The sequence below is a fragment of the Pseudoalteromonas sp. S408 genome, from assembly GCF_005886645.1.
GTDB lineage: Bacteria > Pseudomonadota > Gammaproteobacteria > Enterobacterales > Alteromonadaceae > Pseudoalteromonas.
The window spans coordinates 1-21,136 of record NZ_PNDY01000008.1 but is presented as its reverse complement, the minus strand read 5'-3'; the positions used below and the strand labels follow the sequence as shown (position 1 = coordinate 21,136).

The 21,136-nt window shown below is 38.3% G+C and carries 23 protein-coding genes and 2 tRNA genes; 13 read left to right on the top strand and 12 right to left on the bottom strand.

The annotated features are described in order from the left end of the window. Positions 1 to 49: 49 nt before the first annotated feature. Positions 50 to 235 carry a PA3496 family putative envelope integrity protein gene (locus tag CWB62_RS08460; RefSeq protein ID WP_010558095.1) on the bottom strand — a complete coding sequence of 62 codons (186 nt, stop codon included), beginning with the start codon at positions 233 to 235 and terminating at the stop codon, positions 50 to 52. Between the two features lie 382 nt (positions 236 to 617). Between CWB62_RS08460 and CWB62_RS08455 the strand changes: the two genes are divergently transcribed. The 5 genes from CWB62_RS08455 (at position 618) to CWB62_RS08440 (ending at position 3,700) form a co-directional block, all read left to right on the top strand. Further along, positions 618 to 1,415, top strand: a complete 798-nt coding sequence (locus tag CWB62_RS08455; protein WP_138530979.1) for a YggN family protein — start codon at positions 618 to 620, stop codon at positions 1,413 to 1,415. A gap of 900 nt (positions 1,416 to 2,315) precedes the next feature. Then, positions 2,316 to 2,456: a hypothetical protein gene (locus tag CWB62_RS18635; protein WP_008128321.1), complete on the top strand. Its 141-nt coding sequence runs from the start codon at positions 2,316 to 2,318 to the stop codon at positions 2,454 to 2,456. Between the two features lie 212 nt (positions 2,457 to 2,668). Next, positions 2,669 to 2,759 (top strand) — tRNA-Ser (locus tag CWB62_RS08450). Between the two features lie 50 nt (positions 2,760 to 2,809). Next, positions 2,810 to 2,902 (top strand) — tRNA-Ser (locus CWB62_RS08445). Positions 2,903 to 3,211: 309 nt separating this feature from the next. Next, positions 3,212 to 3,700: an RNA-binding protein gene (locus CWB62_RS08440; RefSeq protein WP_138530542.1), complete on the top strand. Its 489-nt coding sequence runs from the start codon at positions 3,212 to 3,214 to the stop codon at positions 3,698 to 3,700. Here CWB62_RS08440 and CWB62_RS08435 read toward each other — a convergent pair. Together CWB62_RS08435 and CWB62_RS08430 are read right to left on the bottom strand one after the other, a co-directional pair. Next, positions 3,684 to 4,808 (bottom strand): aminotransferase class V-fold PLP-dependent enzyme, encoded by a 1,125-nt coding sequence (locus CWB62_RS08435; RefSeq protein ID WP_138530544.1) that lies wholly within the window; start codon positions 4,806 to 4,808, stop codon positions 3,684 to 3,686. The two genes, CWB62_RS08440 and CWB62_RS08435, sit on opposite strands and share 17 nt — an antisense overlap. A 1-nt stretch (position 4,809) precedes the next feature. Continuing rightward, positions 4,810 to 5,979 (bottom strand): PrnB family protein, encoded by a 1,170-nt coding sequence (locus CWB62_RS08430; RefSeq protein ID WP_138530546.1) that lies wholly within the window; start codon positions 5,977 to 5,979, stop codon positions 4,810 to 4,812. A 127-nt stretch (positions 5,980 to 6,106) separates the two neighbouring features. On the opposite strand from CWB62_RS08430, the gene CWB62_RS08425 reads away from it, so the two are divergent. From CWB62_RS08425 to CWB62_RS08415, 3 genes are all read left to right on the top strand, one after another. Continuing rightward, a complete protein-coding gene (locus CWB62_RS08425; protein ID WP_058552770.1) occupies positions 6,107 to 6,562 on the top strand; it encodes an Lrp/AsnC family transcriptional regulator in 456 nt (151 codons plus the stop codon). A 72-nt stretch (positions 6,563 to 6,634) separates the two neighbouring features. Next, the gene (locus CWB62_RS08420; protein ID WP_138530548.1) at positions 6,635 to 9,346 is read left to right on the top strand and encodes an ATP-binding protein; all 2,712 of its coding nucleotides are present in this window, start codon (positions 6,635 to 6,637) and stop codon (positions 9,344 to 9,346) included. 134 nt (positions 9,347 to 9,480) lie between these two features. Continuing rightward, positions 9,481 to 10,620, top strand: a complete 1,140-nt coding sequence (locus CWB62_RS08415) for a GNAT family N-acetyltransferase (protein ID WP_138530550.1) — start codon at positions 9,481 to 9,483, stop codon at positions 10,618 to 10,620. On the opposite strand, the gene CWB62_RS08410 is transcribed toward CWB62_RS08415, so the two are convergent. Then, a complete protein-coding gene (locus CWB62_RS08410) occupies positions 10,597 to 11,187 on the bottom strand; it encodes a DUF938 domain-containing protein (protein WP_138530552.1) in 591 nt (196 codons plus the stop codon). The genes CWB62_RS08415 and CWB62_RS08410 overlap by 24 nt on opposite strands. 196 nt (positions 11,188 to 11,383) lie before the next feature. Here CWB62_RS08410 and CWB62_RS08405 point away from each other — a divergent pair, with 196 nt between their 5' ends. From CWB62_RS08405 to CWB62_RS08385, 5 genes are all read left to right on the top strand, one after another. Then, positions 11,384 to 11,569, top strand: coding sequence for a hypothetical protein (locus CWB62_RS08405; RefSeq protein ID WP_010558102.1), 186 nt, complete (start codon positions 11,384 to 11,386; stop codon positions 11,567 to 11,569). A 94-nt stretch (positions 11,570 to 11,663) separates the two neighbouring features. Continuing rightward, entirely contained in the window at positions 11,664 to 12,029 is a 366-nt protein-coding gene (locus tag CWB62_RS08400) for a hypothetical protein (RefSeq protein ID WP_235591519.1), read from the top strand. 11 nt (positions 12,030 to 12,040) lie between these two features. After that, positions 12,041 to 13,414, top strand: a complete 1,374-nt coding sequence (locus tag CWB62_RS08395) for a class II fumarate hydratase (protein ID WP_138530554.1) — start codon at positions 12,041 to 12,043, stop codon at positions 13,412 to 13,414. A 109-nt stretch (positions 13,415 to 13,523) separates the two neighbouring features. Further along, entirely contained in the window at positions 13,524 to 14,030 is a 507-nt protein-coding gene (locus CWB62_RS08390; RefSeq protein WP_058552774.1) for a hypothetical protein, read from the top strand. A gap of 10 nt (positions 14,031 to 14,040) precedes the next feature. Beyond that, entirely contained in the window at positions 14,041 to 14,445 is a 405-nt protein-coding gene (locus CWB62_RS08385; RefSeq protein WP_058405884.1) for a hypothetical protein, read from the top strand. A gap of 25 nt (positions 14,446 to 14,470) precedes the next feature. Here CWB62_RS08385 and CWB62_RS08380 read toward each other — a convergent pair whose 3' ends face one another. From CWB62_RS08380 to CWB62_RS08345, 8 genes are all read right to left on the bottom strand, one after another. Next, complete coding sequence (locus tag CWB62_RS08380) at positions 14,471 to 14,656, bottom strand: hypothetical protein (RefSeq protein WP_058552775.1); 186 nt, start codon at positions 14,654 to 14,656, stop codon at positions 14,471 to 14,473. A gap of 191 nt (positions 14,657 to 14,847) precedes the next feature. Then, positions 14,848 to 15,168 (bottom strand): hypothetical protein, encoded by a 321-nt coding sequence (locus CWB62_RS08375; RefSeq protein ID WP_058405885.1) that lies wholly within the window; start codon positions 15,166 to 15,168, stop codon positions 14,848 to 14,850. Further along, positions 15,165 to 15,803 carry a DUF4178 domain-containing protein gene (locus tag CWB62_RS08370; protein ID WP_058405886.1) on the bottom strand — a complete coding sequence of 213 codons (639 nt, stop codon included), beginning with the start codon at positions 15,801 to 15,803 and terminating at the stop codon, positions 15,165 to 15,167. The genes CWB62_RS08375 and CWB62_RS08370 overlap by 4 nt, the downstream gene beginning before the upstream one ends. 73 nt (positions 15,804 to 15,876) lie before the next feature. Further along, positions 15,877 to 16,569: a PspA/IM30 family protein gene (locus CWB62_RS08365; protein WP_006793819.1), complete on the bottom strand. Its 693-nt coding sequence runs from the start codon at positions 16,567 to 16,569 to the stop codon at positions 15,877 to 15,879. A 24-nt stretch (positions 16,570 to 16,593) separates the two neighbouring features. Then, positions 16,594 to 17,007, bottom strand: a complete 414-nt coding sequence (locus CWB62_RS08360) for a YjfI family protein (protein WP_006793818.1) — start codon at positions 17,005 to 17,007, stop codon at positions 16,594 to 16,596. An 80-nt stretch (positions 17,008 to 17,087) separates the two neighbouring features. Further along, on the bottom strand, positions 17,088 to 18,809 hold the full coding sequence (locus CWB62_RS08355; protein WP_138530556.1) for a polyamine aminopropyltransferase: 1,722 nt from the start codon (positions 18,807 to 18,809) through the stop codon (positions 17,088 to 17,090). A 3-nt stretch (positions 18,810 to 18,812) separates the two neighbouring features. Beyond that, a complete protein-coding gene (locus tag CWB62_RS08350) occupies positions 18,813 to 19,712 on the bottom strand; it encodes a DUF350 domain-containing protein (RefSeq protein WP_138530558.1) in 900 nt (299 codons plus the stop codon). 25 nt (positions 19,713 to 19,737) lie between these two features. Beyond that, positions 19,738 to 20,670 carry a CHAD domain-containing protein gene (locus CWB62_RS08345; RefSeq protein ID WP_138530560.1) on the bottom strand — a complete coding sequence of 311 codons (933 nt, stop codon included), beginning with the start codon at positions 20,668 to 20,670 and terminating at the stop codon, positions 19,738 to 19,740. Positions 20,671 to 21,136: the final 466 nt, after the last annotated feature.

Below are 21,136 nucleotides of genomic sequence, written 5' to 3'. Positions count from 1 at the left end.
GCACTTAACCGGCGGTTATTTATTGGTAGTGTATTTATACTAGTGCAATTTAATCGATGTAATCGCTTAAGTCATCTTCGCCTAGATTTTTACGCAAACGTTTTTGCTCAAGGTAGTCTTCCAACTTTTTCTTAACCTTTTGCTTGTTTTTATCGTGTTGATTTCGACCGACCATTTCGTATTCGTCTTCAACAAAATCATCATCTAGCGCATCGTAACTAAATGTCTTACCCACAACCCACTCCATAAAGTGTTTGAGACCAATTACGCTTTAATTAATGTAATTGGTAAATTAAAAAATTTAACACCAATATGCTGTGCAAATTAGCATCAAAGTAAAGCCACAAAGCTATAGTAAATAGCCTTTATGTCATTAATGTGAATAAATAGCGCTAAATTGCAATTGTGGAAAGTGAGAGTTTTTTATCGTATCGATAAATTTTTTTTATAAATTTATATTCGTTGGTTAAATTCACCAAAATATAGCCTAATAATAAAAACAAAACAGACCATCAACCCCAACAAAAAATATAAACCATTGCTTTTGTTAATAAAAAAATAGTGGCACCAAACTTGTTATTAGTTATTTGTTATCAACAAAAAAATAGAGTCATCACATGAAAAAATTACTATTAGTTAGCGCATTAATCTGTACACCTGTTGCTATGGCACACAACAACAGCGATTCAACAATTTCATTTAGCAACGATCAATGCGATGTGGAGTTTAAAAATGATGTTCGCATTAAGCCAAACGAACTAGAAATTTTTACAGCAAAAAACCAAGCTATGCAATTTAACAATAACGGCGATTTAATGGTAAATGGTGAGTTTGTTGCACTTAATAACTCACAACGCCAAGCACTTACTCAATACTCCGATAGCTTACGCACACAGTTACCGGAAGTCGCTAATATTGCATTAGACGGTGTAAAAATCGCCGGTGTCGCTTTAGAAGAAGTAGGCAATGCGTTTAACATTAACGGCTTAGACGGTATGTCGTCGTTAATGGACGATATACGCTTGGAAGTAGAAAACACGTTTTATCAAGAAGGCACCTTTGTTATGGGCCAGCAAAGTTTTAACCAATTTGGTGAAAACTTTGAACACCAGTTTGAAAAACAAATAGAAACTGCCGTTGAATCAGCAGTCATGCAATCTATGGGCAGTATATTGGTCGCGCTTGGATCTGAATTATTAGGTTCGGGTGGTGATATGGATGCATTTGAAGAGCGCATGGAAAACATGGGCGCACAAATTGAAGAAAAAGTAGAGTTACACGCAAATAATTTAGAGCAACGCGCTAATTCACTGTGCGGTAATTTTGCTGAAATTGCAAAACAAGAAGAGCAGCTAGTAACGTTAGTTCCTGAGCTAGAAGGTTATCAATTATTTACCTTTAAACACGTTAAATAACCCGCACTTTATTCACCCTATTTAACATCCCTTCAGCAGCATTTTATTTTATTGAATGCTGCTTTTTTGTATCTGCTTTCTCTCTTTTCCCTCGTTTATGTTGTTCGGCTCAGATTACGGGGCATTGGTCTGGTTAGCACTTGCCTTAGTAAACAGCTTTGTGGCTTTATACAGATACAGACTTTGTTCACCCTTTTACCTATTTAAATAATAAGTATAAAAACAGCGTCATTACGTTAGCTTTCTCACTTTTAACGTTTTTATAGACTTAAATTTAGCTCATACGCCTTACTCTGTTTTTGATAACACTAGCGCTTTAACCACCCAATTTAGAGTCGCTGCGCAAGGCTAAAGTATTCAGTAAACGATTAGCTCTTAAATTAATGCCCTTAGCAAAAAGCTGAGCGGCTCCATCCCCAGTTAGACACGTTTAAACGTAACTAACACTAAAGCGCCTACCTTAAAGTAGGCGCTTTTTATTTACTAAAAGACCCAACATTGAAAAAATTATATTTTTAGGTCAATTAATATTTTAAATATTAAATTAATAACGATTTTTTATTGCACTGAACACTCCTATCAAGCGCCATGAAAAATGCTATAAACATTACAAGTAAAAACCAAAATAAAATAATCTGAATAATTACCCAATAAAAATAATGGAATATGCATAAATAAAAAGCGAAATAAAAAATAAGCCTTATTGAGCAATAACTTAAATAATAAATAAACAATATAAAAATCAAAAAACAGAAAGAACACAATTAAACACTTAGTTAACAAACGTCAATTCAGATAAATATAACTAATGCCTCACATGTAATTTTTATCGTTTTATTTTTGTACGTTTCGCATGCAAAATGCGCATGTTTTCAACAAACCTAAACCCGGAGCCAAGTGATGAACCCTATAAATACATTAAACCAAACAGCAAACACACAAATTGCAGTTAAACCAACTAACCGAAAAGCAAAAATGCTAGCTAGACTTAATACGCTTGGTAAAAAACTAGCACTTGGCGGCGCAGCTCAGTACAAATAATCATCCAACCATGATTATTTTTGGTGCAGCCAACACCCAACCACTAAAAACCTTTTTTAGCTCCCTTTGTTTGCTGCAACCTCTTTATTTTATTAAAAATAGTATTAATTCCCCTCTATTTACAAAAAAACACGCATTTACGTCTATTTTTTAGGCAAACAAACATTTTGCTATTTACACACCCCCTCCACCTAAGTATTATTCTGCGTCACGGAGAGATGGCAGAGTGGTCGAATGCACCGGTCTTGAAAACCGGCATAGGTTTGTAGCCTATCTAGGGTTCAAATCCCTATCTCTCCACCATATTTTAGTTGGTGGTTTTTTAATATCATTAACACAACCGGTTATGCGTTGGAGAGGTGTCCGAGTGGCCGAAGGAGCTCCCCTGCTAAGGGAGTATAGAGTTTGTAGCTCTATCGAGGGTTCGAATCCCTCCCTCTCCACCATATACTAGATATAAACCACTTAATTGTGGTTTTTTTGTGCCTGAATTTTAACTCCGTTAAAAACGGGGAGGGTGAGAACCCTCGACAGGGTTCGATAAAATGTCTGGAACAGTTTAGACCGCTGCAAGCGTGGCGTAGCGGCTGATTACATGGATGTAAGCAAGTCTATCCCTCCCTCTCTACCGCATACTAGATTTAAACCACTTAATTGTGGTTTTTTATGACTAAAATTTATTAAAATTAAACAAATTGTAACCCGTTATAACTTAGTGCATTATTAATAAAACTATAGCCACTTCAGGTTTCGCTATGAACCGATTCATATTGTTAATTACATGCACAGCGCTACCTTTTTTTTCTTTTTCGCAAAATACAACGGTATACAAGTGTGTAATTAAAGGCGTTCCTACCTTTAGCCAAACACCGTGCGCAAAAAATGCGGAAGTTATCACTGTAAAAGAAACAAACATTATTGAAGCCTACAAAAACAGTACGCCAAGTAACAACATTACAGACTCTTCAGTAGATAACTTTTTAGAAGTTCAGCAAATAGAGCGTGAAATAAGCAAACTACAATTAACGCTTAAACAAACAGAAAAAGCCTATCAAGAGCAAGTACAGCAAGCCAGCTATGTAACACAAGATCAAGCTAACCGTTTAGGCGCTTCTTCTATTGCTGACGCCATTGCAAAAAAAACCGCACCAATTACTAGCGCCTATGAGTCAAAAGTCACGCGTACACAACAGCAAATAGACGCTTTGCGTCAACGCAAGCAGTTACTTAGTCAAATTCCTTAAGGGCTTGCTTTATGATTTTGATCAGCGCGTTGATATCTTCTTTAGTTGTATAAATATGCGGTGAAACTCGCACTCCGTATTTGCGCTCATCAACGCTAATGTTTGCTTTGCTTAGCGCGGTTAATACCTGCAGCTGTTTTTTATCAAAAAACAAAATAACTGTTCCACTGCATTGGCTGCTATGTAATGGCGATACAACAAATTCACTTAAATGCTGATGAATATCCGAAATCATCGCTAGATTGTGCCTTCTTACCTTGTTTGCTGTTAGCTCTGCAAAATAAGAAATACTATGGGCAGCAATTACATAAGGCGCAACAGAGGGTGTTCCCCCCCAGAATCGAAGTGCGCTATGGTGATAAGTAAAATTATTAATATTAAACTCAAAGGGGTTTTCGTGAGAAAACCACCCTACATCTTTAGGTTTACACTGTGCTAGTTGGTCTTTATTAATCCATAAATAAGCAGCACCGGGTCCACCGCACAACCACTTAACACTCGATCCAATCATGAAATCGGCATCAAGTGTCGTTAAATCTACAGGCAACACTCCAGCAGATTGCGCCACATCAATTATTGAAAGACTATTAGTAGTCTTACTGCGCAATACAATATCGTTTATCGGTGCTTGCACCCCCGTATTTGAATAAACATGGCTTACAAAAACCATATCTATATCGCAAGTTAAATAACGCTCCCATACAGATAGTTCACTTAGGTTTTCCTCTTCGGGAATAAAAACAATTTGCGCACAAGGCGGTAGCGCCTTTTGCATGGCAAACCCCATACTCGGAAAGTCACTTTGCGCCATAAGAACTTTGCAGTGCTTTCGTTGCAATTGAGGATGCGACATCACTAACTTAGTTAATCCGCTTGATAAATTAACCTGTGGGCAAAACTGTGAGCTTGGTGAATTAAATAACTTACCTAACGCAGAAGTAAACGCGTCTATTTGAGGTAGCCATTGCTGCCATGGCTCTTTATTTGAATCTTGCCATGGTGATAGGTAATGTTCTGCAAAATGCCGCTCCATGCTTTTTAACGGCTTACCGACAGAGTGGCTTAATAAATAACTCCCTTCAGCTATGCAAAAATCATCTTTAAACATATTACTTTACCCACTCTTTTAATAAGTTAAGATCGTCAAATCGCGTTTTTATATCGTCTCTTTGTGCTGCTGCGCGCCTGTCTCTTAATTTTTCAAGCGAATCTAACAATACATTCAATGGTGGCCCACTTGCCGTAACTTTACTTAAATGCTGTTCTTGCATTCGCTTAGATGGTTGCGCGATAAACTTTTCTACCAGTTGGTTATGATGACCGATAGCGGTGTCACCATGAAGCTTACATACCTGTATAAAAAGCTGCGCATGACGCTTAAACCAGTGAGCGCTTTTGCTGTTATGAGCATGCAAAAAATCATCCATAAAACTTTGAATACGCATAGATTCTCTTAATATTTGCTGATCTTCTGGCATCATATATAAAAACTTGTCCACCAGCATTTGTGAGTAACTGGGCTCATTTGCACTGCATAGGCCAAGTAACATATCAATGACGTTAATTCCGGCAAAATCGCCTGCGTTTGCACCTCGATAAACCTCTTTTCCCACTCTATATGGTTTGTAATAAGGGCGAACACAATTAAAAAAACGCTCGGTATCAAGCTGTTTGTATAACGCATTATTTGATTCAATCACATTCATGAGCGCATCTTTTGCAACATTGAGTAATTCACCACATAAAGGGTGTGATATGCCAAGCGGAACTATTTTTAACAAAGCATCACTTGCTCGCTTGTACGCCAAAATACCTTGGGTGTTATAGTCTAAAAAGAGTTTTTCATCAGGTAATTGAGTAAAGCGTTTATAGTTGCCGTTAACAGCTTTATTGTGGGTAGTTAAATGCGCTGTAGCGAACCGAGGGGTTACACCAATCGACGCACCAATATGCATTGCCAATGCCGATGCCTCTACCAGGGGTGATGTGGTTTCTCTGCTAGGTTCTGTTATCTCATGGCGACGACATGCAGCCATAAATAAGCCAACATTGCCCAATAAATCAAATGCACGATCGAACCCTTGATCGGTATTTCCCTCTGCTAATAAATGTGAAATTAGCGCATTACCTTGATTTTTTAGCTGCAACTTTAACGCTTCGCCAACACCTTCAACATGTGCTTTATCGGTTTGCTGCCAATAAAGATGCTCTAGCTCAGTGTTTATTTCTACAAACTCAGTTCTTATCCAATCATCAAATATAGCCGTATGTGTATTCATTATTATGCTCTTTTATTTTTATGACTAAATGCTAACAGAGTCATGGGAGCGTAAATCGTCAAAAAAATGTATAAAAAAGCTTATACTTAGGGGAAATCACTAAAATAATAAAAGTAGTTACCAAAATATGTTAGATAAAAAAGATCAGCAAATACTTACTACCTTGCAAGCAAATGCCAGAATATCGGTGTCTGACCTCGCAAATACAATTAGCCTATCTGATACCCCCTGTTTAAGACGGATTAAAAAACTAGAAAAAGAACATATTATTACGGGCTATCACGCTGCAATTAATCCTAAAGCGCTTGATCTCAATGTATTGGTGTATGCTTTTATTAGGTTAAATCAAAATTCAGTTAGCGCGGCAGATCAATTTGAACAATCCGTAGAAAAACTTTCTCATGTATTAGAGTGCAGTGTAATATCAGGTAGTTATGATTATTTATTGAAAATTATTGCCAACGATCTTGAAAGCTATGAACAATTTGTAAAGCATCAATTAGGTGGCTTAAGTTGTATCGCTAACATAGAGTCAACGGTGGTACTTAAGCAATCATTTACTAAAAAGCAGCTTCCGTTGTAATAGTGCTGCAAATAAAGTGTTGTTAGCTATACTAATATTTTAAAAACCAAAACATAAATATATGGATATTATGTGAAAATATTCACCTCAACTTTTCAATCAATTATTTTCTACATACTATTTGCCCTAGCATACTATTTACTGGGTATTGGCCTTACTGCGTTTGCATTTAATTCGCAAATAGTGCCTATTTGGTTACCCGCGGGGGTTGCTTTAATTGGCTGTTATATTTGGTGGTGGCGCTTTATTCCCCCTTTATTCGCTGCAGCAATTGCATTTAACTTAAATATATTCGATAACTCAGCTCATGAAGTAATGCTGGTCGGCAATACGTTTACTCAGGCCATTTACATTGCCTTTGGCGTTATTATCCAGGCTATGGTAGGTGCTGCATTACTTAGGTATTGGTTGGGAAATCCGCTTTATTTTCGTAAACGAAAAAACATTGCTTATTTTATTGCTGTAGTTGCTGTTTTAGTAAGCTTACTATCATCGAATATTGGTGTATTTGCGTTAAGTAACTTTAACCCACTTTATAGTATTGAGGACCATTGGCTTCATGTTATTTATTGGTGGTTAGGAGATATATTAGGGGTACTTATTGCCTCACCTTTTTTATTGTCGTTACTGCCCAAAGCACCAGGACAACGTAGAGTTTTAGCCTTTGAAACCATTGCAGTTTGCTCTATTTTATTTATATCTGTGGCGCTTACAGCACAAATTTACGAACGCGAAAACAGCAAAAATACCATTAAAATTGCAGAGCGAGAAGTTGAAGTTATTGAAAACAGTTTATACCGGTATATAAATCAAAGTATTATCGCCGTGCAAAGCTTAGCAAGCCAAGTACAATCATCATCTGAGTTTAATGAGCAAGACTTTTACGCTTCAGCAAATAAACTACTTGAAAAACATTCATTTATTAAAGCATTGTCTTGGAATGTACAAATAACACAAGCGCAGCGTCAAGCACTCAGCGATACAATGTCAAAAATTTATCGGAAAAATATAAACATTGTTGGTGATCCGCTCGAAGATGATGACCCTGTAGTGGTCGTTAAATACATAGCACCTTTAAAAAGTAACCAAAAGGCGGTTGGCTTTAATGTATATTCAAACCCAGATCGAAAAGCATCTTTGCAAAATCCAGCTATTAAGTATTTGCCTATTAGCACTAAAATCATTCAATTAGTCCAAACAAATACGCCAACACCCGCCTACCTATTATTTGCGCCTGTCTATGGTCAAAATGAAAATATAAAGGGCTATGCCACCGGTGTATTTTTGGCGCATAAAATTATTGAACAAGCTATTACACAACAGCAATCTGAAATGTTTTCTATTGATGTGTTTGAATATGACAACGAACCCGCCTTTTACAGTAACGACTCTCAAAACTTTGAGCAAGCAACCCAAAGCCAGTTAATGTCATTCAATATTAATTTTGGTGGGCAACAATGGGTCATAAAATTAGCACTTAAAGAAAACTATGTTTCTCAGAAAAACATTGAAATGTCTTTATTTTTACTTATGCTACAAACCGCTGTGTGTTTACTTATTATTGTAGTGTTAATGCTATTTAACCAGCAGCAACTAGAGCTTAGTCGTCAAGTAGCCAAACGAACAAACTCACTGGTAAAAGCTAAAAAGCAGTCTGATTTAGCCAATAGCGCTAAAAGCCAATTTTTGGCTAATATGAGTCACGAAATTCGCACTCCATTGAATGCCATTATTGGCCTATCGTCACTTGCCAAAAAAGATGATGATGCTGAAAAGCTTCACAACTATCTCGAAAAAATTTACTCATCTTCAAATAGCTTGTTAAATTTAATAAACGACGTGCTTGATATCTCTAAAATCGAGTCACAACATTTAATACTTGAGTCGATTGCGTTTGACCCAAAAGCCCTTATAAAACGCATAGACACTATGTTTGAGCAGAGTGCGGAAAATAAGAATATTAAATGGATGATCAAGTGTAACTTACCAGTCGATACTTGGTTTGTAGGTGATGCAATGCGCATTGAGCAAATACTACTGAACTTGTGTAGTAACGCGATTAAATTTACTAATGACGGAAGCGTCACCCTCGATATAGACACTGAGTTTGTATCTATTAACAAAGTGAAGTTAAGCATAAAAGTAACCGATACTGGCATAGGCATTGAAAAAAGCCAACATAACACCTTATTTAACGCATTTACCCAAGCCGATAGTTCAACTTCTCGTAAATTTGGAGGGACTGGCCTTGGTTTAACAATAGCTAAGGAGTTATGCCAACTAATGGGAGGAACGCTCAATTTACAAAGTGATTTGGGTAAAGGCTCAACCTTTAGCTTTACCGTAAACTTACACACCACAGAGCCCGAGTTAAAACCCAACGTTATATCAAAAGATATTAATATTGCCTCTTTAAATATATTGGTAGCAGAAGATAATCCCGTCAATCAAATGGTGATAAAAGCGATGTTAGGGTCATTAGGCATTGTTCCACACTTGGTTGAAAATGGGGAAGAAGCAATTGAAATGATAAAAAAACAAGCATTTGATCTTGTGTTAATGGACTGTCAGATGCCAGTAATGGATGGCTACAAAGCAACTGAATTAGTACGCGAGTTTAAATCACAACAAGAGCTTCCTATTATTGCATTAACCGCTGACGCCATGCCAGAAGATAAAATTAAAGCTAAAAGAGCGGGCTTTAATGAACATTTAGCAAAACCTGTAGAGCTTACAAAACTAACCGAGTGTTTAAACCAGTTTGTAAAAGTAGGCACTAAATAATGTTAATCAACTCTTGCATAGCTTTAAATTGACTTGTCACTTAGCGTAATAAACAGTTAAATCCACGTATACTCAATATAATTAAAATTTGTGTGCGTAATTAAAAATTACGTGTATGTAAAAGGTCAGATGTTATGCGCAGCTTTTCTCATCGATGGTTTAAAAATATTACTGAAATAGAGCAAGCGCAGTGGCATGCTTTTTTTGGTGATGAACCTTTTACTCAACATGCCTTTTTATACGCCTTAGAACAAAGCCAATGTGTAACACCGCAAAGTGGTTGGCAGCCCTATCATTTAGCTGTTTATGAAGGGAGTAAGTTAATAGCGCTTGCACCAGGTTATTTAAAAAGCCACTCATACGGTGAATATGTATTTGATTGGGCATGGGCTGAAGCATACGAAAAAAATGGTCTTCGCTACTATCCTAAATGGCTCTCAGGCGTGCCATTTAGTCCAATTGAAGGTAAACGCATTGCCATTCATCATACAGACCACATTGCTGTATATAGCTATATTACAGATCAACTCTGCAAACACGGCATTGACCAAGGATGGTCTGGTTGGCATATTAATTTTTGCGACCAAACACAAGCAAAGTTACTCACTACGCAGCATTCTATGCTAAGAGAGGGCGTTCAATTTCAATGGTTTAATAAAGGTTTTGATACCTTTGATGATTTTTTAACCACGCTAAATTCGCGTAAACGTAGATCGCTAAAAAAGGAACGCGCTAAAATAACACAGCAAAATATCAGTATTGACTGGCTACAAGGTGCAGATATTACACCTGAAACCATGCAGGTGTTCTGCGAGTTTTATCAGCGCACTTACCTGAAGCGATCAGGGCATCTAGGCTATCTAAATAGCGAATTTTTTACCCTTTTACATGCACTGATGGCATCACAGTTAGTTATTATGCTTGCCAAAAAAAACGGCGAAGTCGTTGCTGCAACACTTAGTTTAATTGGTGAAAACACGCTTTACGGCAGATACTGGGGGGCAAGCGAAAATATTGACGCCCTTCATTTTGAGCTATGTTATTACCAAGGGATAGAGTTTGCTATTAAACATAAACTCGACTGCTTTCATTCAGGTGCACAAGGGGAACATAAAATAGCGAGAGGCTTTGAGCCCGTCACTACTTACTCTGCCCACCATATTGTTAACAATGATTTTAACAGTGCTATAGAAGACTACTTGTTTCGAGAGCGCCAGCATATTGCACTTTACAAAGCGCAGTGCACTTCATTACTGCCGTTTAAAAATGAGTAATTGATTATTAGCAGGCATAGCATGATCACTTATAAGCTTAAGTCCTACTTGTTGTGCTAAATGCTCAACAGCTTCAAAGTCTCTTATGCCGCTCAAAGGATCTCGCTCAGTTAAAAAGGTGCAAAACTCCTGATTACTTTGACTAGTGTATTCACCTTTGTACTTAAAAGGACCATAAATACACACAACGCCTTCATCATTCAAATGGCGTTTAACCCCGTCAAAAAACCGTTCAACTAGTGACCAACTTACAATATGAAATGTATTTGCAGTATATATTGCATCTACTGTGTCGATAGGCCATGGCTGGTTTAAATCAAGCTCAATAGGGGGATGTAAATTAGCTAAATCCACTTCACCATGCCATAGCGTAATACCTTCATGATTAATCACGCGATCACTTGTATACCATTGTAGATAAGGTAATTTTTCAGCAAAAAATACACTGTGCTGGCCAGTTCCAGAACCAATTTCTAGTACTGTTTTAACGTTTATTAACGCGCTGTTTAAATGCTCTAAAATAGGGCCTTTATTGTTTTCACATGCTTGTGAAAATGGCTTTTTCATTGAGTGCACCAAAATTGTGGATATTTGCACAATAGTAAAGCAAATTTGCAATATGTTGTCGTGACTAATTATGCTTTATTTATTAAGTTAAATATAATCATGCGGTTAGATATAACCCGCTTGGTTGGTATGTATTATGCAGCAATATAATTAACCCATTTAAGGGTTAATTAACTAATCACAAAAGGATAAAATTATGCATATGCCTCCCTATACCGCTGTTGACGCAGCAGTAGCTATAACCGAAAAAAGTACCGACGATCACAGTGAAACCCTTGATATGAGAGCAACAGTAATTGATTTACTTTCTCACCCTAAACATAATCAGAAGGCGATCACTAAACATGAAACAGACCAGATATTTATTCTCGGCTACAATTAAAATTCACGCCGTAAATAATTTTTATAATAACTATTTACACTGAAACCGATTAAATGTAATGATAACTATTATCATTAGTTGAGTCGGTTTTTTTATGTCTTCAAATCACGCCTTAAATAGCTACCAGCCTACCCTATCATTTAATTCCAAACGACCAGGCCTGCATGCCCCAATGCTCGTTGCTCATTATATAGACGCGGCTCTTGACGTGGCTAAAAACTTTGAACAACTTAATAACCCGCTACTTCAAGAGTATTACCTTAGACGCACACACCATGAAATTATAAATAAAATGTGCGACCCTCTTACTCATAATGCAATTCGCAAACAATGCCTACACCAGCTACACAAACCATTACTTGCATTAAAGCGTTTCTACATAAGCCACAATAGTCGTGCTAAATTTTTATTACTTGAGCGTGAAGCTCGCATTCTTAGTCACGAATTCAACCCTTTTTAAGGAGCAGATCAATGAGCAACTTTAGAACAGAATCAGACAGTATGGGCGAGTTACAAGTACCTGTTAACGCTTTATATCAAGCGCAAACGCAGCGCGCTGTTAATAACTTTGCTATTAGCTCTCTCACTATGCCAGCACAATTTATAAAGGCACTGGCATATATAAAACAAGCTGCAGCACAAAGTAACTATGAGCTAGGGCATCTTAATAAAACCAAGGCAACCGCAATAGAGCTCGCTTGCCAAACGATTATTGATGGTGAGCATTATGACCAGTTTCCTGTTGATGTATTTCAAACAGGTTCAGGAACAAGCTCTAATATGAACGCCAATGAAGTAATCGCAACCCTTGCCAGTACTCAGCAGGATCCTGTACATCCCAATGATGATGTAAATATGGGGCAAAGCTCAAACGATGTAGTCCCTACAGCTATCGCGCTAAGTAGTGCCATAGCCGTAAGACAATCATTACTACCCGCCCTTGAGAAGTTATCGCAACATTTAAAGAATAAAAAGAGCGAGATAGGCGCTATTGTTAAAACGGGTCGCACCCACTTAATGGACGCGATGCCTGTTACATTTGAGCAAACCCTTAATGCATGGCAATCTCAAATTAATCATGCTGCTACGGGCATTGACCGTTCACTCGAACGGGTATGTGAACTTGCACAAGGTGGCACAGCTGTTGGTACGGGTATTAATGCCGACCCAAAGTTTGCTGATGTATTTAGCAAGAACCTGACTAAAAATGTAGGTATACAGTTTTCGCCAAGCAATAACTTTTTTTACAATATTGGTTCGCAAGATGCCATTGTTGCACTATCTGGGCAATTAAAAGTACTCGCTGTAGCACAAATGAAAATAGCGAACGATCTACGCTGGATGAACTCAGGCCCTCTTGCAGGATTAGGCGAAATAGAACTTGAAGCCCTACAACCAGGCTCATCCATTATGCCGGGTAAAGTAAACCCCGTTATACCAGAAGCCGCTGCCATGGTTAGCGCACAAGTGATTGGTAATGACGCCACAATTACTGTTGCAGGCCAATCTGGTAACTTCGAACTAAATGTGATGCTGCCTGTTATTGCCTATAATATTTTGCAAAGCATAGAGCTACTAGCAAACAGCGCCCAAGCTTTAGCAGAAAAAGCCATCGCCACATTTGTCGTCAATCAAGCTAACATTGACCGCGCGCTTGCTAAAAACCCTATTTTGGTAACTGCACTTAATCCGGTGATCGGTTACGAAAAAGCGGCCAAAATAGCGAAGCAAGCCTATAAACAAGCGCGTCCCATTATAGATGTTGCAGAGCAAGAAACCGATTTACCGCGTAGCGAACTTGAAAAACTGCTTAATCCAACCAAGCTTACACAAGGTGGCCTTTAAACTAGCCTGTATACTTTGGCTTTAATTACTTGATTATATAGTTTTTATTGCCGTTAAAAATGCACCGTGTATGATAGTGATGAATTATTCATCACTATCAAGGTATCTTATGCGCCCTGTATTATTAGCTCTTGTTTTACCCCTTTGTTTAAGTGCGTGTTTAGAAAAAACACCAGCAGAAAAAGAATCAGTAACTACTGCTGAAGTAATAAAACCACAACAACAAACACTAAAAGAAACCACTCAAACAAAAAGTGACGTTGACGCACTTTCAAATACAAGTGTAGAAGCGGTATCAGTTGAAGATATTACAACAGCTAAAGCCCAGTTAAACACTCTTATTGCAGATACAAGCTGCGATACTAGTATGCAATGTAAAGTTATTGCAGTAGGTAGTCGTGCATGCGGTGGCCCTAGTAGCTTTGAAGTTTACTCAACTAAAGCAGCAAGCGACGAACAAGTAAAAACACTCAGTAAAACAATCACCGAGCTTGAAAGTAATTTTAATGCGCAAAAGGGAATGATGAGTATTTGTCAGCATTTAACAACACCAAGCACTCAGTGCGTTGAAAATAAGTGTGTTAAACTTGAAGGCTCAGCGGTAAGTGTATTTTAAGGATAACAATATGAGTGGTTTAACATTGACAGTTAAATTATCAATTTTTAGTGTTGCTGCTAGCATTTTATTACTCAGTGGCTGCTCAACCACAGCACCTGAAAATGGCGCTAAAGGCCAAAGCTTGTCGGCTTTAAATAGCCAACTTGCCAATATAGTTGATAACAACGGCTGTACGGCAAGCTTTCAGTGCAAAGTACTTGAAGTAGGAGCGCGAGCCTGCGGTGGACCGAGTAAATATGCCGTTTATTCAACGCTAAATACTCCACAAGAACAAGCAGAAAGCATTGCGCAGCAAATCACCGAACAAGAAAAAAATCAAAATGAACAGCAATCATTAACTGATTGTTTACCGGTTATTGAAGTACAATCGCTATGTATTAACCAGCAATGCCAATCAATCGATATCAAGTAATGAAGTGTTGAGGGGGATTTCAGCGTTAACTTAAGTACGGAATAAGCGCTGAAATAACCACGACCAACAGCACGCATATCCCTGCTTTAAGTATGTATTTCATTGGCATTGTTTTTAGTATCCAGTACGCATATATAAAACGCACAAAATAACTTGCTGCAGTACCAAATAACGCAAAAATAATTAGGTAAGTAATCAGTATAATATTCAAAGCAGTACTTCTTTATCGTTGTTACCTTTAGTGTAAGGGCTTAATACAAAGAACGCAAAAGCACTGCTTTAGTTAACTTAAACTCTGGTTAATAGCTTTACGAGTACAATGTAAAATAACCTTTTCAAACGTGATATTCTCTAGCCGAAATAATTGCTTGATATAGATTCATTACCCAGAGATCAGGTTAACTATTTTGTTTTTTTAGTATGCGCAATTAAAAGCTCTGCAACTTGTTGCTTTACCGCACGCTTATCTTCACTGGGTACATCAAAACGGCTCGCTAATTGCGCTATCTCATCGTCATTTAAATTGAACGATAAGCGCTGACGCGTTTTTTTTGACTTTACATCTAAGCCAAGTATTTTCCGGATCATATCTGATGGTGTGAGCTCTTGGTCAATTGCTTGCTTTTTTATTTGCTTTTGAACATCGCTACTTAAATCAAATGCCATTTGTGTAGCACGCACGGCCTGCTCTTGGCGTAACCACTTATCTTTAGCATCACTCACTTCGCGTCTCCAGGAAATAAATCCACAATATCGGTAATTGGACGCGTAAGTGTTAATGACACTTCGGTTTCGCCGCCATCCCAAATTTCAATATTTAGACTATGCCCTTCATCAGGCGATGCTAAACATATCATTTCACAAGGTTCGCCACCGTCTTGCTCATAGCGAGGTAGGCTTTGACCACGAAAGTCTTTATTATGAAAATAACAAACAAACGGCGACTCAGTTTGTTGGTAACTTTTAGCCAAAAACTGCATAAAACGCTCGGGGGTATTTTTAACTGCAATATGCGTTAATGACTCTTCATCAAATATACGAGCAAATTCATCAAGAGTGAAAATATCATCAACTTCATCTCGCTGAACTTTTATCGAAAAATTAGCCCACTGCTCACCGTCTTCTTGTGCAATTTGCAAAAATACGACTTGCCCGCTGTTGGTCTCAAGCACAAACTCAGTGTCACTACTGTGCTGATATTGATAAGTTTGTACATCAATAACACGCAACGTCTGTCCTTTTAACCAAGACGGATAAGCGAACGAATCGATCACTGTGAACATGTCGCCTTTTTTTAACTCACTTGCATGATTAAGCTGACGTTCTGGCTCTTTTTTAGATTTGAAAAAATTAAACATAATGAAGCATCCCTTAAGCAAAAAAGGTAACTAAGCACAGCTTAATTACCTTTCATTAATAATGTACGTACTATTAGCCGTTTTGCTTAGCTTTAATACGCGCTAAAATGTCAGCACTTTTTGGACTGGTGTCACCAATACCCGCTTCAGCCATTTTAGCTTTTAAATCGTCGCCATTCACTTCCGACTCAAGCTCTTTTGCAGCACCTAACTGGTCGCTACGATCTTGTTGGCGTTGCTTAATACGCTCAAGTGATTGTCGAGCTGAGGTCATCGACGAGCTATTGGTATTAAGTGTACTGTTAACAGCCATTGTTGCTTGCTGTACGCTCTCAGTGGTTTTCACCATAGTAAGTTGGCGTTGGTTTTCTTTAATCGACTTTTCAGCATCTTTAACTTGCTGCTTAAGTGTCACAATGTGATTGCTAAAGCCCGCTAAAACTTGCTCATTTTCTGCCTTTTCAGCTTCAAAATCACCAATTTTTTCAGCAATTTCTAATGCTAAAGCTTCATTGCCTTTTTCAAGTGCTTGGCCTGCATAAGCCTCGTGCTCGGCAATTGATGCATCTACTGCGCTAATTTTACGCTTAGTCTGCATTTCTTTAGCCATTACTTCTGTCAGGCTCTTTTTAGCACGGTGAAGTGCATTTTGTGCATCCGCAATTTCTTGTTCAAAAATACGGATACCATTTGCATCTACAATTGCTTCGCCTGCTTCACGTGCACCGCCACGTACAGCTGTAAATAATTTTTTTAATATACTCATAATCTTAACTCCACTAACTAGTTACTAATCGTTTAAATACAAGGTCACGGCTTCTAGTGCGTCAATAGCGTTATCAGCTAATGTCACTAGTTCGTGGGTAACGTCATCTAATGATGAATTTACCGACAGTGCACCAAAAATCGCGTATTTATTATCGATTTTAGCAAATGCACTTAGTGGAATCGGCACGTTTAAACGTAGTAATGTTTCGTTTAACTCGTTGCGTAATTCACTCTTTACTTCGTCTTCGCCAAACAAGTAGCTAATACATAACAACTGCTCTTGAGTTTGCGTAACAAAAATTGGAAGTTCATCATTTCCATCAACAATTACTTGTAAAACATCTTGCTCACCTGGATTGGCAATCAAGAAAGACTCAAAGTTAGCACCTTCAGTTTCAAAAGAAGCTAATTTTATTGAAAGTTCGTTTAGTTCCATGTCTCTGCCTTTGTGTTGTTTGACATATTATGTCTGAGTTAAGATTCGCACGGGAGACATATTATGTCAACCATGTTTTGTTAGTTTTTATACAGTTCACTTTCTATTTGCCATGCTGATCGGTAATAATCATAAAGCTGACCAGACCCTAACCTATTGACCTCAATCTCTTTTATTTGTTCAAAGTACTGATTAGGGAATGCAAAACTTGCAAGTAAATATTTTTTACTTATCCATCGTGACGATACCGGCAAAATGTCTATATTATTTATTCTTGCACTTGCTGGTTGACCCATTTTTGTAGCAATTGTCCATCCCCACTGGCCAAACGATGGAATATTTTGTTGATATTGCTCCACGTAATCAAACCCAGCCGCCTTTACCGTTTTGGCAATACTCAAGAACGCCTTTTTTGCATGATACGGCGACGTTGATTGCACGGCCATAGCCCCATCAGGAGCCAGTAACTGACGTACGTGATTATAAAAATAATCGCTGTAAAGCTTATTCAAGTCTGGGTGATTTGGATCAGGTAAATCAATAATAACAGTATCAAACTGTTTATTTTGATCGAGTAACTTTTCCACTTCTAAAAAGGCATCACCTACAATAACTTTTGCTCTGGGGTCTTTCATTGAGTCGTTATTAAGGTTTACCAGCCGCTGCGTAATAGCCGCTGGTGAGTGAAACTTATCATCTTCATGACCAAATAAATCAAGTAGTTGTCCATCTAAATCAATTAGAGTGACTTCGTTTACTGACCATTTTAAAACATCCCTGAGTGCTAAACCGTCTCCCCCGCCAATAATCAACACCTTATCGTGACGGTTAGAGGCAAGCATAGCCGGATAAACGAGCATTGAATGGTATATTTGTTCATCAACACTAGAGAACTGTAAGCGACCATTTAAGTACAGGTCGGTAATAGGTTGCGCTTGGTTTTTGCTTAGCCTCTCGGTTAAAACAACATGTTGATATTTAGTCGCTTGAGAATAAATAACCTTATCTTTGTACAACACGTTACTTAGGCTATTCATCCAGCTACTACCGAGTACTAAAATAAAGCCAAACAACACCAGTAGTAAAATATGGCAAACCAATAAGGCTTTAGCAAAACGTACATGGGCATGGTAACGCCATAAAAAGGCAAGACCTGCAATAATATTAAACAAAGCAGTCCATGCGGCGGCTTGCATTATCGGCATAGCAAGCATTATGCTCACCCAAATTGCTGCGCCAATACCTGCACCAATATAGTCTGCACCATAAATTGTACCCGCGTTATTTTCTAAGAATCGGCCATACACATGCTGACGAATACGCGCTATAAGCGGTATTTCCATGCCAATAAATAATCCTAAAATTAAGCCAAATACATAAGGCAAAAAGCGCGACCATTCTTGCAGCTTTTGAAATACGTAACCATTGAGCACAACATCAGGGGGCAGATTAAAAATACTTGAAAATAGATGAGGAAGTGAATAACTAACCGCAATGACACTGGCTATCGCTAAAATACAGCCCATACCAATCAAAGCAATTATGCTTTCTAACCAAGCAAATGCGGTAAAGGCATCTTTAAACCAACGCGCTAAAAATGCCCCTAACCCCATGGCAACTATCATGGTACCAATCATAGCGTAAATAGCACTTTCTACAGAGCCTAATACTCGACCAGCGTAATGAGAGAGTAGGTATTCATAAATAAGGCCGCACCCAGCGAGCACGGCCATTACAGTAATAAGTAGTATATCATGCCCAAGTAAACTTGATTTACTTGGGCTTTGGGTTGTAGTTGACACTGATTATGCGCCTAATAAAGTTGCCATTGTGATGCCTACAGCAAACGACACAGCTGCAGAAATAGCTGCTACACCAACATTTTTTTGACGGTTAACTTCATCAGAAATATCACAGCCCGATAAAATTATTTTAATAGTCACCAAATGCAAAATAATAAACGCAACCAAGCTCACAATTGCACTAACAGCCCAATACAATAAACTAGCATTAATATTATCAGCAGCGTAAGGAGCAATCCCCGTCGCCGCTGTGATAGCTAATGCACTTCCAACTAAATAGCCTGCGTAACGAATGCCAACGGCTAAGTTATCATCAATGATAGCTTGTTGAAGACAATCGCCATTTTTATTGGTTTGCTTGAATAACATAACTCTGTATTGGCTCACAAACAATAATACAATACTGCCAATAACAAAGGCTGCAATAACAACAGGTAAACCATGCCATCCTTCTGTAGCAACCCACAGCAATGCAGAGCGTATAACCACTGCAACACTGACTACGTGGCCAAAATCAATAATTGACGCAGTAACATTACCTTTGACTATTTCATCGTGCAGACTTACTTTACGCAGCGCTACTTTATCTTGAAAGAAGTGACCTAATTTAATTAATACGATAGCAAGCGCGCCATAACCAATCATTTGTAACGCTTCTTGCTGAAGTGTTGCAGCAAACGCCCCGCTACTAACACCCGTTAATACAATTGCAAGCGCAACTAAACCAGCAGCAAAGCTTATTCCGAATGCAAAGTTATCGCGCTCGGTAATTTCATCATTGGCATGTAAATTAGACACCCAGCCTTTAATGTATTTAAGGCTCACAAATAACAACACAATTACAGCGAAGTCGATTGCCAATGCTTGCAGCGACCACATAGTTATTCCATTAAATTCGTACATATTATTATAACTCCAACTTTATTCTTTACTTACCACGGCTCACGCCACGAGAGGTTCTGCTACCACTGTCACGAACCGAACCGGAGCTATTACTATAGCTACTTGATCGCGAGTAACTGCTACGGCTTTTAGGCGGTGTATAACTACTGCGACTCAAACCTGAAGCCCCCGTCTTTTTACTCGCATAAGGGCTTGTGAATTGCTTGCCTTGACGTTGGTATGTTTGACGTGTGCGTGTTTCTAATGCGCTTTGTGTTTTAATTTGTTTAGGGCTTGAGTAGCGATAACGACCGTAGTCATTGTAATAACTATACTTACGGCGTTTACTCCAGCTTCCATATTCAACCCTGTCAAATACGTCACCCAAAATCCGGTACATACCGTACCACTGCCAAAAGCTGATGCCACTGCTATTAGTCTGCCAGTTTCCATAATTAGGGTTGCCGACCATTTGGTTGCCTACCCCCTCACCTTCAGCTTGCTGGCTAATAGCACCAACACGTGCCAATGAGCCATTCGACATGTCGGCTAGCATATTTACAGGATCGGTTAACGCATCAGAAAACAAAGTTGGCTTTGCTGCTTCGCGTAAAAGATCGATACTGTGTAAAGTATCTTCATATGGAGGAATTAAGTAGGTACTTTTAATCTCTTTAAGTCGCTGTGATAAACCACTATAAAGTGCACCTTGGCGAGAGGCATCTAAGGTAATTACATCAACAACATTTGCAAGTTCTGGCTGTTGTTTTTTTAGAAGCGCACCATACTCTTTGAGTAATACAGCATTGCGTATACTGCCATTATCTAGCGCACTACCTAACTGCGATAGCTCAGTATCCGCCTTTTTTATAGACTCTTGGATTGTTTGTTGCAGTTGCTCTTCTTTAGATTGACATCCTACAAGCACCGTAAACAAACAAAACAGGCCTATAAGTTTCCAAACTTTACTATTCGACATTCATGTCACCTGATTTACTAAATTAACATCAGTAGTCTTACACAGCTCACTTAGTAAGCCAAGAATGAAATTGCAACAAAATGAGAAGAGATGTAAAGAATAATACGTATAACAAAATGTAAAAGCTTATGCTCTAAGCACTGGATATAACTAACTTAATTTTTACGCTGATTAAAATCTTTGAGGAGTGGATCGTAGCTTGGTGTTTACTTTATCCCAAACAGTAAAAAAAACACCACATTGCTGTAATGGGTTTCGCTTATTTGAAGTCGGTGCGCTACAAAGTAGAATATTGTGATGCCCACCGCGGTGAAAAGTCACAGTGAAATGTTGCACTACCATCGCTCAATGCATTCAATAGCCAAAACACTGTTCACAAAGAGGCGCTTCGCTTTAGAGAAGAAAATGCTTAATTTTACTTTTCTATAGACGTAAAAAAGCCCGACTCTTTCGAATCGGGCTTTCT